General features: G+C 42.9%; 11 protein-coding genes. 7 read left to right on the plus strand and 4 right to left on the minus strand.

Features of this window, described 5'->3' with window-relative positions; translation table 11 throughout:
* Positions 1-4: 4 nt before the first annotated feature.
* Positions 5-1144 (plus strand): glycosyltransferase, encoded by a 1140-nt coding sequence (locus O3Q51_16800; GenBank protein MCZ4410478.1) that lies wholly within the window; start codon positions 5-7, stop codon positions 1142-1144.
* Here O3Q51_16800 and dinB read toward each other — a convergent pair whose 3' ends face one another.
* Positions 1145-2353 (minus strand): DNA polymerase IV, encoded by a 1209-nt coding sequence (dinB, locus tag O3Q51_16805; protein ID MCZ4410479.1) that lies wholly within the window; start codon positions 2351-2353, stop codon positions 1145-1147.
* A gap of 176 nt (positions 2354-2529) precedes the next feature.
* Positions 2530-3285, minus strand: a complete 756-nt coding sequence (locus O3Q51_16810) for a helix-turn-helix domain-containing protein (GenBank protein MCZ4410480.1) — start codon at positions 3283-3285, stop codon at positions 2530-2532.
* A gap of 174 nt (positions 3286-3459) precedes the next feature.
* Between O3Q51_16810 and O3Q51_16815 the strand changes: the two genes are divergently transcribed.
* Positions 3460-4137 (plus strand): Crp/Fnr family transcriptional regulator, encoded by a 678-nt coding sequence (locus O3Q51_16815; GenBank protein MCZ4410481.1) that lies wholly within the window; start codon positions 3460-3462, stop codon positions 4135-4137.
* 3 nt (positions 4138-4140) lie between these two features.
* Here O3Q51_16815 and O3Q51_16820 read toward each other — a convergent pair whose 3' ends face one another.
* The gene (locus O3Q51_16820; protein MCZ4410482.1) at positions 4141-4623 is read right to left on the minus strand and encodes a hypothetical protein; all 483 of its coding nucleotides are present in this window, start codon (positions 4621-4623) and stop codon (positions 4141-4143) included.
* A gap of 329 nt (positions 4624-4952) precedes the next feature.
* On the opposite strand from O3Q51_16820, the gene O3Q51_16825 reads away from it, so the two are divergent.
* The 5 genes from O3Q51_16825 to O3Q51_16845 all read left to right on the plus strand — a co-directional run bounded on the left by O3Q51_16825 (position 4953) and on the right by O3Q51_16845 (position 12711).
* Positions 4953-7328: a zinc-dependent metalloprotease gene (locus O3Q51_16825; protein MCZ4410483.1), complete on the plus strand. Its 2376-nt coding sequence runs from the start codon at positions 4953-4955 to the stop codon at positions 7326-7328.
* A 114-nt stretch (positions 7329-7442) separates the two neighbouring features.
* Positions 7443-8954: an MmgE/PrpD family protein gene (locus tag O3Q51_16830; protein ID MCZ4410484.1), complete on the plus strand. Its 1512-nt coding sequence runs from the start codon at positions 7443-7445 to the stop codon at positions 8952-8954.
* Positions 8954-9847, plus strand: coding sequence for a methylisocitrate lyase (gene prpB, locus O3Q51_16835; protein MCZ4410485.1), 894 nt, complete (start codon positions 8954-8956; stop codon positions 9845-9847). The genes O3Q51_16830 and prpB overlap by 1 nt, the downstream gene beginning before the upstream one ends.
* A 23-nt stretch (positions 9848-9870) precedes the next feature.
* Positions 9871-11001 carry a bifunctional 2-methylcitrate synthase/citrate synthase gene (locus O3Q51_16840; GenBank protein ID MCZ4410486.1) on the plus strand — a complete coding sequence of 377 codons (1131 nt, stop codon included), beginning with the start codon at positions 9871-9873 and terminating at the stop codon, positions 10999-11001.
* A 33-nt stretch (positions 11002-11034) separates the two neighbouring features.
* Positions 11035-12711: a hypothetical protein gene (locus O3Q51_16845; GenBank protein ID MCZ4410487.1), complete on the plus strand. Its 1677-nt coding sequence runs from the start codon at positions 11035-11037 to the stop codon at positions 12709-12711.
* A 111-nt stretch (positions 12712-12822) separates the two neighbouring features.
* Here the strand turns inward: O3Q51_16845 and O3Q51_16850 are convergent, their stop codons facing one another.
* Positions 12823-14508 (minus strand): alpha/beta hydrolase, encoded by a 1686-nt coding sequence (locus O3Q51_16850; GenBank protein ID MCZ4410488.1) that lies wholly within the window; start codon positions 14506-14508, stop codon positions 12823-12825.
* Positions 14509-14613: the final 105 nt, after the last annotated feature.

The following is a 14613-nucleotide window of genomic DNA, read 5'->3' on the forward strand; positions in this document are numbered from 1 at the left end:
CCGCGTGAAGCCACTTAATATTTTGGCCCTTTCTTCGTGGTATCCCAGTGATGCAGACCCCTTTCTCGGAAACTTTGTAAAAAGGCATTGCGAAGCTATTTCTGCCGTTCACAAGGTTTGGGTGATCTTTGTTGCAGCCGTTGACGAAAAGTCAAAAGAGCGAATTGAAAAAACGCATTCCGGAAATCTGACTGAGATTATCATTTACCAAAAGCCGGGTAGGAATGACTGGGTTAAATACATTCAGAAGCGAAAGGTTGTTCTTCAGATGATTGAAGAAATTGGAATTGAATTTGACATCATTCACGCTCATACCCTATTTTCATCGGCACCACTTTTCTCCTTTGTTTCTAAGAAGCTTGGTATCCCTTGGGTGTTCTCTGAACATTGGTCGGGTTTTCACGAAAAATTTCGACCGGTAATAAATCCGTTAAAATGGAAGTGGATCATGGATGCCGGAAAAACGGCAAAAATGGGATTCCCGGTTTCAGAAAATCTATCAGCTTCCGTTCAGAAAGTATTTCCCAATCTTGAACTTCGTTGTGTTCCCAATGTGGTGGAAGATGTTTTCTTCCAGTCGCTGCAGAACCCTGAGCAGCACAAAAAAATTCGCTTCTTGCACGTATCCACCCTCGTAGAAGTATACAAGAACATGCGCGGCACGCTCGAAGCTTTTTCAATGCTGAAAAAAGCGGGACATGACTTTGGCTTTTTGATTGTATCTGACGGTGATTTTAGTGATGCTAAAAAATGGACGAAAGAATTTGACCTCACCGATAGAGTCGATTTCAAAGGGCCACTTTCTTCCGATGAAATTGCCAAAGAAATGGCTCCTGCCGATGCGCTCGTTCTTTTTTCGAATACCGAAAATCAACCCTGCGTGGTTTTAGAATCGCTCTCTATGGGTCTCCCTGTAATTGCCTCTGCGGTCGGCGACATTCCAAATTTGGTTTCGGATGGAAAAGGATTTCTAGCTCCTCCGGGTGATGTGAATGCTTTGCACGAAAGCCTAACCAAGTTCATCGAAATCAGATCACGGTTTTCTCGATCTGAAGTGGCGAAGGGTACTCAAGATCGATTCTCCAAAGAGGCTGTCGCCCGAATGTATTCAGAGGCTTACGCTAATATCTTGAATAGAGATTAGTCATTGCCGTCGGTTCGCCAAAAGTGGCGGCGGCTCCCCGTTGAATGGATTGAAGCGCCCTATCGTTCTTGCCCCAATACCCGAAGCTCGAATCACCGCCCTATCACCGTAGCGATCGCGCATCTTGTCCATGGCTTGGTAGAGGTTGATGAGCTCCTCGGTATCGTCAAAAATATTGATCTGGTGCCCACCATTGACCAAGTGGCTAAACCGCACTCCGATTAAGCGCACCAGCAACCGACGGTTGTACAGTTTTTCAAAAAGCTCTTTTACTCTGGGAATAATCATGTGATCAGCAGAGGTATATGGCACGCGTACCTGCATGGTTCGCGTATCGAAATCGCTGTAGCGCATTTTCACGGTAATACAGGCGGTGAGCTTCTCCCCTCGTCTGAGCTGGAAAGCCAAATTCTCGGCCATGGCCACCAAAATACCACGTAGCTTCTCTACGTCGGTGGTATCGCGGTCAAAGGTTCTCTCAGTAGAAATGCTCTTTCGCTCGGTATAAGGCACCACAGGCGATCGGTCAATTCCATTGGCTTTTTTCCAGATGATGTCTCCGTGCTTTCCCAAGACGCGTCCCATCATATCTTGAGGCATCTCCTGCACGGTCTTGATTTTCTTTACCCCAAGGTTGCGTAGCGTCTGATAGGTTTTGGCGCCCACCATCGGGATTTTCCTGACGGAAAGCGGAGCCAAAAAAGGCTTCTCAGTGCCATGCGGAACGTGAAGTTCGTTATTGGGCTTGGCCAAGCCCGTGGCAATTTTTGAAACGGTTTTATTGGCTGCCAAGCCAAAAGAAATAGGAAGCCCCGATTCTTTTATAATAGCATGTCGAAGTTCCGAAGCCAGTTTTAGACAACCGAAAAATTTGTCCATCCCCGTAAGGTCAACGTAGAATTCATCGATAGAGGTTTTTTCAAAAATGGGTACACGCTCTCGAATGATTTCGGTCACCATTTGCGAGTACTTGGTGTAGTTTGCCGTGTTTCCGCGAATCACTACCGCCTCGGGACAGAGCTCGCGAGCCATCCGCATGGGCATGGCCGAGTGAATCCCGAAAGACCTGGCTTCGTAGCTGCACGAAGCCACCACTCCCCTGTCGGTCACTCCTCCGATCAAGACGGGGCGCCCATTGAGGCGACTATCCATAAGCCGCTCCACCGAAACAAAAAATGTATCCAAGTCGAGGTGACTGATCGTCAACATATCAATTAAAGTTTAATCGTTCAAGAAAGTGTCTGAACCAGAGAGTTCATTAGCAAGCGCTGTGCTGAGCCTGTCGAAGTGGCGCACGTAGTTTAAAAACCAAAGAGTTGACTGTAGTCAGTGACTGTTTTTAAAACAAGTGCATCGCAGATGATAAAGAACTCTCCAGACAGACACTAAAGCTTTTTTTCAATGCGTTCAATAGCCTCCAAAACCTCCTTCATGGAAGCAGGTGCCGAGTGGAAGGCATCCAAATCGAAACCGATGATTCCGCGCACTTTCCACACTTCAAGCACCTGAGACTGTTTGATAAAATAGGGTTTGAAAGCAGGATTGTCTGAGATCAATTCGTAGCTACGCATATGCGGATGTATCCGAACACGCTTAAAAACAACACCTTCATCTTTGGTGAGAAAGACGTAGCGCTCATCTGTTTTGAGATCAGTCCAATCCTGAACATACTCCGAAATAACGTAAGACTTAGCAGGTATGGGAAGCATACTCTCGCCCTCGATTTGAAAAACGCGATAAGTACGATCCGGTGGAAGCTCAGGAAAAGGCATAGAAAACTGAGGCAATGAGCCGACAAACTCCATATCTCCAAAGCCCGAAAGGTATCCTGCCGCGGCTTTCACTGGTACCAAGGTTGCTCTCTCTTCTGTATCATCATTGACGGCTACAGCCAAAACACGCAAACTCTTGCCTGAAACATCAGCTGAATGCTCACCCGTGGAGAGGTCTTTGTCGAGTATATCGTCTACGGATACTTTGAAAAAATGAGCCATTAGCTTAAGCGTTTGTATGCGAGGCTCGGCTCTACCCTCTTCGTATGCCCCGATTACGGGACGATTGACGCCTACACGCTCTGCCAATTCTGACTGCGTAAGACCGACTTCTTTTCTTAAAAAACGAATATTTTCACTCAGTAACATAGATCAAAACCTTTTCGCTAAGATACAAATCATACTAAATTAATTTGCATTTTGAATAGAATTCTTATTTCCTTGAAAACGAGGATTCTCAAAAACGGGAGTAGCATATGAACAGGTGAAAAGCTTTTCACCTTATACAAGTAAATCCTAACTTTAGCCCTTTAGCCAAAGCATATGAATACACAAAGATTGTGGTACTTAGAGGGTGTTGATTTATTTGGAAAGCTGTGTCCGATCAAGTCAAAAAGTAACGAATCAGTTTCTGATCCTCGTCAATTCAAGGCATCAGAAATCATCTACTTCCAAGATTCTGAGGCAAAATACCTGCACGTAATTGTACAAGGAAGGGTGAAAATCGGAACATACTTGGCCGATGGAAAGGAAGTCACTAAATCGATTTTGGGAGAAGGCGAGGTTTTTGGAGAGATGGCTTTGGCAGGTGAAGAGCTAAGACGAGAATTCGCTGAGGCGATGGAAAATAACACCTTAATATGTATGCTAAGTCTTGAGGACATCAGGGAGCTAATGATGGATGAAAAGGACTTAAGCCTCCGCATAATGAAGTGGATGGGCCTTCGATTGAGAAAATTGGAACGAAAAATAGAGCTTCTCGCCTTCAGAGATGCCAGAACGCGAATTATAGAATTTCTCAAAGATGCCGCTGCATGGAAAGGAAAACCCATCGGCCATGAAGTACTGATTCGCACTAAACTGACCCACTCAGATATTGCAACACTTACTGCTACTTCTCGACAAACGGTAAGCGAAGTTCTGAATCAACTCAAGTCAGAGGATCAGATCTATATGGAAAGAGGCAAAATTCTGATAAGGGATATTGGAAGTCTAAACTGACGCTTACTTATCGTCAGAAAAACGGAAATGTCCTGCTTTTTTATCTAGCCTGTTTGTAATAACGGGTAAAGCGAAATACTGAAAGAAACTCTGATGAGAGCTGAAGACGTGTTCGTAGAAACTTTCCAAACTTTCCTCTAAAGAAGAAGTGATATCGGGATCGAGCTTTAACATAATGTCATGTACTCTTTTAAGCTGTCGCTCGAGATAAATCTCTTTATCCTTAGCAGAAGAGGGCAACCTTAAATTCAAAATGTGAAATCGCTGGGCAAATTGGGTATCTACCAGCTCATAGAACTCCCGAAGAGATTTTGGAGCTGTATACCTTCTTAAGTGAGCTAGCTTTATTGCTTCCGCTTTCTCATCTTCATCTACTATGCCATCACCCGCATAAGCAGCAGCAAGAGATATCCAAACCGGTGAGTCTAAAAGTTGACTAAACTCTTCCGCGGTAAGATTTTGAAAGGCTTTTTTAATTTCGATCATGGTGGATTTTTCTCGTGCTGCAAAGCTAAATACTTCTGTTAAAACCTACCAATTGATTCGGACCTTAATACAAGATAGTTTTTAGCGAAGAAATCAACCGTTTGGTCGAAAAAACAAAATAAAAAAAATCAGGAAGAGCCCGAGATAAGATGATCTTCAGCAGGTTCTGCCAAAATTTGAACGATAAAGCCCTTGTTTCTATAGTTGATTTAACTTAATTTCACGCTCGTTAAAATCAAGAGTTTACGTGCTGAAGATTCCTGCGTGCCGATGATTAACAGAATACCCTTTTACTTAAAGTCTCACTAAAAGAACAAAATTCGCTGTTTATGAAAATAATTAGACAATTATTATTCGTTTGTATTGCCTTATTTGCAACTAGTACCTTGATGGCTCAAGAAGCAATAAAAAAGAACATCCTCAAATACCAAGAATCGGGTAAGGTATTTGAAAAAATCTCACCATTTAAAGCTGCAACTGCAAAAGGTTCCGAAGCTCTTCGGAATTTAGGTGTAGAAGAATCGGCTCTTCTCGACGGTACAGCATTCTTCCTTGATGAATCTAAATCTTCCTCATCAGAACTTTCGGAATTTGTAAAAATGCAATTACCCGTTGGTGAAGAACCCTTTGAGGTATTGCTTTATGAGCAGAGTATATTTACTGAGGATGTGAAAATCTCAACAAGTGATGCTCCCGACTCGTACCTACCTCTTCCAGATGTTCGATTTTACAGAGGAATAGTAGTTGGACAAGAACATTCGCTGGTAGCCATGACCATTTCAGAAGATGAAATCAACGGTTTGGTTTCTTACGGTTCAGAAACTTACGTAGTAGGAAAAATAGATGGATCGGAAACAAATGCACACATCTGGTATAAGGATCAAGATCTTTTATTGGATGAAACTTTTTCATGCAATGCAATCCCTTCTGAGGATCACGATGATTCTGAAAAAATTGAAACATTCGGAGCACCAAAGACTGTACAATGTGTAAGGATGCGTATCGAGATAGACAGTGACATCGTGAACGATTTTGGCGGAACCGTCGGAGCGACAAATTACACCACTGCTCTTTTCAATCAAGTAGTTATTCTATTTGCCAACGATGACATTGACATCGCTATATCAGAAATATTTGCATGGAATGGAAGTAGCCCATATTCTGGCGACTTAGAGAACAGACTCTTTCAAATGTCCAATAACTCTCCAAATGCTGATCTAACTCAACTCATTACCGGAGCTGGAGGTGGAGGTATTGCCTTCCTTTCAGGCCTTTGCTCCGTTAGTAATGGAGTGAGTGTTTCAGGAATCTTTGGCTTTTTCAACAATATTCCAAGTTACTCTTGGGATGTAAATGTTACTGCTCATGAGATTGGTCATAACCTTTCGTCTCCTCATACACATGCTTGTGCGTGGAATGGCAATAGTACGGCGATTGACGGATGTGGATTTGCAGCTGGCTTTAGTGAAGGTTGTAATGCTTCTATACCATCAGGGGGGGGAACAATCATGAGCTACTGCCACTTATTGAGTACTGGTGTTAATTTCAATTTAGGATTTGGCCCTCAACCAAGCACTAGAATGGCAAACTACATCGATTCTCGTTCATGCTTGGGAACGACATGTGTTACAAGCCCACCGACTGAATGTGAAGATGAAAGTCTGGTTTTGACAATTAACACTGATGATTATCCAGATGAAACCACATGGCAGATTACTGACGGTGGAACTATCGTTGCATCTGGTGGTCCTTACGCTTCTGATTTCACAACTTTTACAGAAAATATTTGTGTTCCTGTTGGTTGCTACGATTTTGAAATACTTGATTCATTTGGTGACGGAATTTGTTGTTCTCAAGGAGCAGGTAATTACTCTCTTGCAGATGCAGCTGGTAATGTTTTAGCTTCAGGTGGTAGCTTTACTTTTTCTGAATCTACTTCTTTTTGTCTTGACGACCCGGAGGCATGTGCTTTCATCAATTTCAATGAATTTTCTATTCAGTCGTACATTCCATCTAGAGACAATGGAAACTGGGCCATTCAAGAAGGCGGAACGGCTATCTTCTTAGAAGATAATTCCCTGAAATATATACCTATTAATTACGATGTAACTGCAAATACCAATTTGTCATTCGAATTCAGAAGCACCGATCAGGGATCAATCCACGCTATTGCCGTTGAAACGAATAATTCGCTAACACTTCCAGCACTCTTTAAGCTGCACGGTACTCTTAATAATCCACAAGTCATTTCTGATTTTGATAATTACTCAGGTTCCTCATACCAATCATACGTCATCCCTGTGGGAACGTACTTTACAGGAAATGATCTTGATTTGGTTGTTTTGTCTGCCAATGTGAATGGATCACCAGGTAACAATTCTTACTTCAGGAATATCAGACTTTACGAAGGCGATGCTTGTGGTGGCGCTGCTTCTCCTCAAGGATTATCAGCAGCGTCAGTAGACGCTGACTTTGTGCTATTCCCTAACCCAACAAGAGATAATGTGGAATTATCTTCCATGTCAGGAGTAGACATTGAGACGATTCAAGTATTCAGTATTACTGGTGCTCTTATTGATCAGATCGTAGTAAACGGACCAAGAGGAATGTTGGAATTCTCTGATAAGTCTCAGGGTATATACTTGATAAAATGGACTGATGAGAACGGTCAAAATCATCAAGAAAGATTGATTAAGACGCAATAAGCAATTCTGATTTAATTACTGAAGCCGGATTTAAATCCGGCTTTTTTTGTGCATCATATTTTCCTGCTTGATTCATTATCTTTGCGGCAAATTTCAAAGCATAAACCACCTTTCATGAAAAATCATTCAGTTAAAGTTTATCCATCAAAAGCTAACCTTCCGAAAGAAGAGCAACTCGCTTATAAATTGGCGAAAATGGTAACCGATGACGTCGCGATCAGCGCTGAAGTTGAGGATATGGTTATCAACCGTATTATCGACAATGCCTCAGTCGCCATAGCTTCTGTAAATCGAACACCTGTGGTGAATGCAAGAGCTCAAGCTTTGTGTCATAAACGAACTGATAAAGGGGCCAATATCTTTGGAATGCCCGCAGATTTTAAAGTACATGCAGAATGGGCGGCATGGGCCAATTGCGTTGCCGTGAGAGAATTGGATTATCACGATACTTTCTTAGCTGCGGATTATTCGCACCCCGGCGACAGTATACCCGCAGTAATTGCTGTTGCGCAGCAAATGGGCAAAAGTGGAAAAGATATCCTCAGAGGTATTGTTGCCTCTTACGAAGTACATGTAAATTTGGTAAAAGCCATTTGCCTTCACGAGCACAAGATTGACCACGTAGCTCACCTTTGCCCGGCACAGGCCGCGGGAGTTTGCGCCCTTCTTGGGTTGGATACGGAGACAACGTATCAAGCCATTCAGCAGGCACTCCACGTTTCGGTTTCGACACGACAGAGTCGTAAAGGAGAAATCTCAAGCTGGAAAGCTTACGTCCCGGGGCATGGAGCAAAGCTGGCCATTGAGGCGGTAGACAGAGCCATGCGTGGAGAGAAGAGCCCCTCCCCCATTTACGAAGGAGAAGACAGCGTAATCGCATGGGTACTCGATGGTCCCGATGCGCATTATACCATTCCACTTCCAGAAGTGGGTGAAGAGAAAAGAGCGATTCTTGAAACGTATACAAAGGAGCACTCCGCCGAGTATCAATCACAGGCACTGATTGATTTAGCAGCGAGAATGAAAGAAAGAATCAATGACTTCTCGCAAATCGAAAGTATCTTGATAGAGACATCGCACCACACGCATTACGTGATTGGGACTGGGTCCAACGATCCACAAAAATTTGATCCACATGCTACCCGAGAAACACTCGATCACAGTATCATGTACATCTTTGCCGTGGCGCTTGAAGATGGTACTTGGCATCACGAACTTTCGTATGCTCCTTCACGCGCTCAGCGACCTGAGACTGTTGAGCTTTGGAAAAAAATCTCTACCGTTGAAAAGGAAAAATGGACGAAACTCTACCACGATTCTGATCCTGACAAGAAGGCTTTTGGTGGTAAGGTGATCATAACCATGAAGAACGGTGAAGTCATCGAAGACGAAATCGAAAGAGCCAATGCTCACCCTGCAGGTGCCCGTCCATTCGTACGTCCAAATTACATTGGGAAGTTCGACATGTTAACCGAGAAGCTGATCACGAAAGTCGAAAGAGATCGCTTTATTGGAGTAGCCGAAAGATTAAAAGACCTCACAGCCGCGGAAGTAAATGATTTGACCGTGGAGATGCCATTCGACCAAGTGAAAGAAAACACACCAAATACTAAAGGAATTTTCTAATGATCATAAGCGATAAAAGTCCTTCCGAAAAAAGAGCCGCTTTCCGAAAGGAATTGGCTAGTGGGAAACTCCTTCAATTTCCTGGAGCATACAACCCAATGGTGGCTATGCTTATCGAGCAAAAAGGCTTCGACGGCGTCTATGTTTCGGGAGCCGTAATGGCAAATTCTTTAGGTCTCCCTGATATTGGGATGACCACATTGACGGAAGTAGCGCAATTTGCTTCTGCTATTGCACGGGTTACTTCGCTTCCATCCATTATGGATATTGATACAGGTTTCGGTGAAACCATGAGCGTAGCACGTACCATCAAAGAATTAACTTACTTGGGAATGGCGGGATGCCACATCGAAGATCAAATCAACCCCAAGAGATGCGGACACTTAGACAATAAGGAGTTGGTCTCAGTTGATGCGATGGTTCAAAAAGTAAAAGCAGCGGCTGACGCCAAAACTGATGAAAACTTCCTCTTGATTGCCAGAACCGATGCACGCGGAGTGGAAGGGTTGGACAAAGCACTTGACCGAGCAAAGGCCTACGTCGATGCGGGAGCCGATATGATCTTTCCCGAAGCGATGAAAGATGAATCAGAATTTGAAGCTTTCCGAAATGCGGTAGATGTGCCATTGTTGTCAAATATGACCGAGTTTGGTAAGTCGCGACTTCTGAATAAATCAGAATTGGAAAGCTTGGGATATAACTTGGTCATTTATCCAGTTACCACCCAGCGATTGGCCATGCACGCGGTAGAGAAAGGTTTGGATATCATTTCAAGTGAAGGAAGCCAAGAAGGAGCCCTCGAAATGATGCAAACTAGAAAGCGACTCTACGAAGTATTGCACTACGAGGACTACAACGCCTATGACAGTTCGCTGTATAATTTCAAACTATAACCACCCCTTAAAAACACCTACTGATGAGTGATAAAATAATTGCCCCAAAAGGTCTCGCAGGAGTAATAACCGACGAGACATCGATTTCTAAAGTGATGCCCGAAATCAATTCGTTGGTTTACCGAGGCTACAAGGTTCAGGATTTAGCAGAAGAGTGCTCTTTCGAAGAAGTCGCCTACTTGATGACTCATCCTGACTTGCCAAATGCGCAGCAGCTAACAGAATTTTCAGCAAAGGAAAAGAGCTACCGTGATTTGTCAGGAGACCTTCTTGAAGTGATCAAGAAATTTCCAAAAGAGGCTCACCCCATGGATACTTTGCGCACAGCGGTGAGTTTTATCGGGATGGAAGATCCACGTATTTGGGATGATTCTCCCAAGACAAACATGGACAAGTTTATCAGCTTGCTCGCTAAAATTCCAACGGCCATTGCTGCGGCATACCGCCACTCTAAAGGACTGGATTTCATTGCACCAAACAAGGACTTATCCATCAGTGAAAACTTCTTTCACATGTGCTTTGGAAAAGTCCCTGCCAAGGAAGTTGTGAAAGCTTTCGACGTTTCATTGATTCTTTATGCTGAGCATAGCTTCAATGCCTCCACTTTTGCTACTCGAGTAATCACCTCTACTACCAGTGATATATACAGTGCGGTAGTGGGCGGAATCGGCGCTTTGAAAGGCCCACTTCACGGTGGGGCAAATGAGCAAGTAATGCATATGCTCAAAGAAGTTGGCGAACCGGATGTAGCCAAAGAATGGATGCTGGAAGCGTTGGCAGAAAAGAAAAAAGTGATGGGATTCGGGCACCGCGTTTACCGAAAGGGAGACTCCCGCGTACCTACCATGAAGAAGTACACAACGAAAATGGCCGATTTTACGGGCGAGAAAAAGTGGCTGGAAATTGCCAATATATTGGAAGAAACGATGGTTTCTGAAAAAGGTATCTACCCCAACCTGGACTTCCCGGCAGGTCCTGCATATTACATGATGGGATTTGAAATCGATATGTTCACTCCTATTTTCGTAATGAGTCGCATCACCGGATGGTGTGCTCATATTATGGAGCAACAAGCCCACAACCGTATTATTCGCCCACTAAGCGATTACATTGGAGAGCCTGAAAGAGCGGTTAAAGAATTGTCTGCACGATAAAAAGAGAACTTCCTTCTTTTAGAATAAAGATAGATGGCCCCTCAATGGCGCCATTTTTTCATTGATTATTTATTCTTTGCCTATTTTGTCGAAGTGAAAAAGCACCGCAAACTTCGATTGGCGATTTTGATATTACTGGGACTAGTCATTGTTATTGGCACGTCAGCCGTTCTATATTTAAACGCTCATCTGGAAGATCTTCTCAGAGAGCAAATTAAACTTCATACAGAAGAAGACTTTGATATCGACTTCAAAAGTATTTCCATCAATGCCTTAACTCAATCAGCAGAAATTGATGAAGTCGAGGTATTTAAAAGTGATTCAGGAATCGTTGCATGGAGTGCCAGAGTGGAACAACTGATCATCAAAGAGCTCTCTGTAACCTCTCTGATTCGTAGTGAAGGGGTTAAAATAGATTCTATCATCCTTTATGGAGTGGACGCTGTTTTGCATGAAAGCCCAAAAAAAGGAACAAATAAGGACAGCATTTCTGTTGAAACTGAATTGAAACAAAAGCCACCACTTCAGGTGAATGGCATCCGTATCTCTGCCGGAAATTTTGACTACGACCCGCCGGGACCCACAGAAGTTTCAGGGCGTTTTAGCTTTTCGCTCAGCGAATTTCAAAGAGATTCATCCGCGGCTATAGACCTTAAGGCTCAGTTTTTAAACTCGCAATTCGCTATCCATTTGGATAAGCTGATTTCGGAAGACTCTCTTTACTCAGTTGATATTGGATCCATTCGGAAACCGCTCGGAGATAATCTGTTTATTGATAGTCTTTCTCTTTCCCCTACTCTATCGTTGGGAGCGTTTACGAAGTATTATGGCTGGAACAAAGGAATGATCGAAGCGCATATTCCTGAAATTAAGACGAGAGTCGACCTAGCTAGTTTTCCTGATTCTATTCGAATTCCCTTTTGCTCGGTAAAACAGGCTCAACTCCATGTAAATAAGGATAACCGTTGGCCATTTCCTGACCGAGTCACTTTGATGCCTCAAGAGATGCTTTCCCAGTTGCCTTTCAAATTTAGACTGGACTCCCTTGCAATAACAGAGGCTGAGGTGACCATAAATTTAATTCAAGAAAATGGCAAGGAAGCATCTTTGAATATTCAAAACGCTGATGCAACTGTGGCAGTACAAAATATTAATGAGGCAGAACCCGCCCTCATTTTAAACGCAAGACATTCGTTAATGGGAAAAGCATCGGGAGGAATTGAAACAACCTATTATTTCGGAGATGACTCACCGTTTGATTGTTCTATTATGATGGAAAATAGCAAACTTGATTTGATGAGTGAATTCCTTCAAAAAGCTATCGGTATTGAAATTAAGGCGGGAGAGTTAAACCGACTGAATCTGGATATGATAGGAAACAAGTATAGCTGTTCGGGAGAATTAATTTTCGAATATAGCGACCTTTCAATTGCAGCAGTAGATAAGGAAACGGGAGAAGAGAAGAAAATGCTGAATGCCTTGGCGACCGTTTTAGGAGGCTTGGTATTTTGGAAAGATAACCCTGCACATGAAGAATACCGAAAGGGCGCCTTCTTCGTTGAGAGAGATGTTCGAAAGGCCTTCATGGCTCAATGGTTTGAAGGGTTGGAAGCGGGTATTATTAATGTGGTGGCGAAAATTGACCCACTTAAAGCCAGAGGCAAAGCTGAAAAGGACAATGGTAAGCACAAGCATAAGAAGAAAAAGTAAATTGAAATGAGCTGAACCCATTCTTTAGGTCAAAAAAAAGAACCAATGTCCAGTAAAAAAGGGCTGCTTTCTCGAGGAAAGCAGCCCTTGCAATTTTTAGTTATCAAAGAGCTAGATAGCTCTCAAAAAGAATCTGATACTTTCATATCCTTCTAAGTGCAATATGATTGTTCGGTTACGAGGTAAAACGGAGGGCACGGGAACAGTATTTATTCCTGAGTAAATTCTTTCATTGACGGTTAGAAGCTCTTTTCCCTCTTCTGAGTAATAGGTAAAACTAACGACGTATTCTTCATTGGACGAAAATTGCAAGCACAGACCCTCTTCACATTTTACAAGCCCAATATTTGAGGTGATCCTACTCTGTTCGAAAAAGTCATCTGATAGAGGTATCAATTCACAAATGGAGTCCAGATCACATTCATTCATAAATTGGCAACCTGGCATGCTTATGTATGGCAGATCTACGACTTCGAAAGGGTTGTCAGGTTCACAGTTGCACTTATTAAGGTAAGAATACTCTCCTTCACCGAGCTCACAACACTGATTCGAGTAATTCTCAAATTGGTATCGATACACCTCGTCATACTTCTCAGTATTATCAATTTCCTCTTTCAATATGGATGTTACAAACCTTACCTCGGCCGCATTAATATAATCTAAAACACAAGGATTAGTCGTATGGCCACCGTTACAAAAAGTAATGAGCTCATGATAAATATCGGCCTCGTCCATGGCATCTGAAATATATTGTGGACCATAGAAGGTGATGGTAGTATCGCTGGTTCCATCAGGAAAAGTAACACGTGCATCACAAAGACCCTCGTCATTTACAAACGTCCTTTCTTCATATGGAATAATTTGATCACACGTTCCACAGACGATTTGAACGGGAACTTTAACGGGGCTCAGGTCATAACTCAACTGCTCAGGTTTGAAAATGGCCGCAGTTCGAGACATTACTCCTTTTATTCTTTCGTAGGGGAATTCATAGTTATCAATAAAAACGCGACCCGTTGAATGAAGCAACCCACCGTCACCTAGTTCAACTAAGCCATCTTCTCCATCTACTTGGTATTCATCTCCCGCTCCTAAATAGGGCTCCCACTGTTCTTGTGTCATTCTGCTCGCTGCATGAAATCCTGCGGAGCCTCCGTAACTGAAGCCCGTGTAAAAAATTGATTCTCCGTCCACAGGTCTTTCGTTCAAAGGATTGTCCTCAACCATTGAGACAGGCAATTGACTGTCATCATAGAGAAAGCTAAAAGATCTCACTACTGCCGAAATGTCTTGAGCAGCCAAATACAAAGACTTGGTGTATATATAGCAATAGTCTGCACCCAATCTGTCAGAACGGATAGAAGGAATTACTACAATATATCCTCTCCGAGCCCACGCCAAACCGTTGGGCGCAGCGCTATCTTTATCCCCCTGACCCGAATGTAGTATAACGACAACCGGCAAAGCATTTATATCACCTCCTGAATATTTAAATGAAAGCGAGTCATCTGGCAGATAGATATCAAATCTCCGAGAGACAGGAACTTCCTGTCCGTTTCGATTTGTGATCACTGTATCTGTATCATACCTAAAAGTGAAAATATCAAGCTGATCTTCGGTGAGAATATCCTCCATGAGTAGATTACCCGTATTCACAGTATCCCCGTCAATATTTGTAACATAGCAGGTCTGATCTAAAAAGCTGTAATCAGCCTGCCCGGTCAACTGTAGTCCAAAATGAGAGAGCAATATCGATAGGACAACAATTTTAAAATCTTTACTTCTAGTACTTTTCATAAGAGAGAGTTAATACAGCGAGATTCAAACACGAAGTTAGTTTAAATCCATATTGGTAGCAATCCGACTGAATATGATTTAAATCTCTAAACGAATCTTGTTCCA

The organism is Cryomorphaceae bacterium 1068 (genome assembly GCA_027214385.1).
Lineage (GTDB): Bacteria > Bacteroidota > Bacteroidia > Flavobacteriales_D > Cryomorphaceae > JAKVAV01.

Bases quoted from the DNA above. Each gene is read 5' to 3' on its own strand.
- O3Q51_16820 (MCZ4410482.1), bottom strand. From the start codon at position 4,623: ATGATCGAAATTAAAAAAGCCTTTCAAAATCTTACCGCGGAAGAGTTT.
- O3Q51_16815 (MCZ4410481.1), top strand. From the start codon at position 3,460: ATGAATACACAAAGATTGTGGTACTTAGAGGGTGTTGATTTATTTGGA.
- O3Q51_16825 (MCZ4410483.1), top strand. From the start codon at position 4,953: ATGAAAATAATTAGACAATTATTATTCGTTTGTATTGCCTTATTTGCA.
- O3Q51_16840 (MCZ4410486.1), top strand. From the start codon at position 9,871: ATGAGTGATAAAATAATTGCCCCAAAAGGTCTCGCAGGAGTAATAACC.
- dinB (MCZ4410479.1), bottom strand. From the start codon at position 2,353: ATGTTGACGATCAGTCACCTCGACTTGGATACATTTTTTGTTTCGGTG.
- prpB (MCZ4410485.1), top strand. From the start codon at position 8,954: ATGATCATAAGCGATAAAAGTCCTTCCGAAAAAAGAGCCGCTTTCCGA.
- O3Q51_16845 (MCZ4410487.1), top strand. From the start codon at position 11,035: ATGGCCCCTCAATGGCGCCATTTTTTCATTGATTATTTATTCTTTGCC.
- O3Q51_16810 (MCZ4410480.1), bottom strand. From the start codon at position 3,285: ATGTTACTGAGTGAAAATATTCGTTTTTTAAGAAAAGAAGTCGGTCTT.
- O3Q51_16830 (MCZ4410484.1), top strand. From the start codon at position 7,443: ATGAAAAATCATTCAGTTAAAGTTTATCCATCAAAAGCTAACCTTCCG.
- O3Q51_16850 (MCZ4410488.1), bottom strand. From the start codon at position 14,508: ATGAAAAGTACTAGAAGTAAAGATTTTAAAATTGTTGTCCTATCGATA.